At 73.6% G+C, this 2,104-nt stretch carries 1 protein-coding gene; it reads right to left on the reverse strand.

The window, feature by feature from the left end:
• Positions 1-110: 110 nt before the first annotated feature.
• Positions 111-2,104 (reverse strand): IucA/IucC family protein (locus tag PROKR_RS11575; RefSeq protein ID WP_036963304.1); only part of this gene is annotated, 1,994 nt, incomplete at its 5' end.

Genomic DNA, 2,104 nt, shown 5'->3' on the forward strand with positions numbered 1-2,104 from the left:
GTCCAGGGCCGTCACCCAGCCCTGGCCGTAGGCCAGCGCCGTCTCCGTGGCGGCCCGCACGTGCGGGATGCCGAGGTCGTCACGAAACAGGTCGAAGTCCACGTTCCCCATCATCCCTCTCGCCGTCTCACCGGGTTGGCGAGCGTACCCGCATAGATCAGCGACTCGGACTGGTTGGTCAGGTCCACCATCTGCAGCGTGTTGCGCAGCTGCAGGCGGTTCAGGCAGGAGTGCGCGAACCGCGCGGCCCGCAGGTCGATGCCCGTCCCGGGCCGGGAGCGGGCCAGGTCCGGGTGCTCGGCCGCGTGCCGGTCGATGGTCTCGGCCACCAGCGCCCAGAACCGTTCCTCGCCCAGCACCCCGTCCTCGGCGAGGATGCCGGACAGGTGCCGCAGCACGCCGTCGAACACGTCGGTGAAGATCGCGAGCGCCTTCTCGTCGTCGTCCACGACGGCGCGGATGCGCTCGACGCCGGCGGGCAGGGCGCCGTGCCCGAGCATGGCGACCTCCTCGCCGATGTCCTTCATGATGGCTCGCCGCACGACGCCGTCGCGCAGCACCAGGATGAGGTTCTCGCCGTGCGGCATGAACGCGAGCTCGTAGGTGAGCAGGCAGTGCACCAGCGGGTACAGGTAGGCGTCGAGGTAGGCGCGCAGCCACTGCTCGGGCGGCACGCCGGACTCGCGGACCAGGGCGGACACGAACGAGGTGCCGCTCGCGTCGCGGTGCAGCAGGCTCGCCATGGTCACCAGCCGCTCGCCCGGCTCCAGCCGGGGCACGGGCGACTCGCGCCACAGGGCGGCGAGCATCTTGCGGTGCGGGTTGGGCTGCGGCGTGCGGTGGTAGACGTCGCCTGTGTAGCCCACCGACGCCAGCTCGCGCAGGACGCCGAACCCGGCGCCGCGCAGGGTCGCGTCGTTCGCGACGAGCTGCGCCACCCAGTCGTTGATCTCCGGGGTGGCGCGCATGTACGCCGGGGACAGCCCGCGCAGGAATCCCATGTTCTGGATCGCGAGCGCCACCTTGACGTAGTGCCGCTCGGGGCGTGTGCGGTTGAACATGGTGCGGATCGACTGCTGGGGCTGGTACTCGTCCGACCCGGGGCCGAGCGGCACGAGGTCGCCGCGCGCGACGTCGGCCGCGAAGGTCACGGCGACGCGGTGCTCCCACTGCCAGGGGTGCACGGGCAGGTAGAGGTAGTCCGCCGGGTCGAGGCGGCGGGCGGCGAGCCGGTCGGCGAAGGCGGCGCGCTCGGCGTCGGACAGCTCGCCCGGGGTGCCGGGGACACCGTAGTGGGCTGCTTCGGTCTGGTCTGCCGCGAGCGCCAGGTGGGTGTGCTCCCGGCGGGCGGCGAGCCACAGCATGCGCAGACGCTCGCCGCGCTCGGGTGCGTAGGCGCGGTAGTCGCGCAGGGAGAAGCCGATGCGGCCGTTGTTCGCGACGAAGCTGGGGTGCCCCTCGGTCATGGCCGCCTCGACCTGCTGGAACGCCTCGGCGGTCGCGTGCGTGCCGGACGCCGTGCGGACCGCCGCCAGGAGGCCCGTCACCGAGGCGGTGGTGCCGTCGAGCTCGCGCTCGCGCTTCGCGGCGGCGCCGGCCAGGGTGGCCGACAGCTCCTCGAGGTACGTCGCCAGCAGGGCGTCGGGCACCTGGAGCAGCGGCTGCAGCTCGGCGATCAGCTCCAGGGCGTCCACGGGCAGGTCGACGACGCCGCGCGGCCCGGCGTCGGCCGTGCGCCGGATGGACGCCGCGTCGATCACCCAGTGCTCCAGGGCGTAGCGCCGGGCGGTGAACCGGTAGGTCACGCCGTCCAGGTCGAGGCGGTAGGCGTCGGGAGCCGCGCCGTCGGCGTCCTCGGAGTCCCCGTTCCGGGCAGTCCCGTCCGGTTCCGGGTGGAAGAGCCGTTCGTGGGCGAGCTCCGCCAGCGCCTTGGCGGCCAGGTGCCGGTGGGCGTGCTCCATGTGGCCCGACGTCAGGTGCGTGGCGACCATCGGGTCGGGCTGGTGGCTCGCGGGCTCTGGTCGGGCCGCGAAGCCGTCGCCCAGGGCGGACGCCGCGAAGTCGGCGCGGGTCGCGACGCTCAGCGCCGCGCGCTTGGCGTGCG

This window comes from Promicromonospora kroppenstedtii DSM 19349, from assembly GCF_000515355.1.
Taxonomy (GTDB): Bacteria; Actinomycetota; Actinomycetes; order Actinomycetales; family Cellulomonadaceae; genus Promicromonospora; species Promicromonospora kroppenstedtii.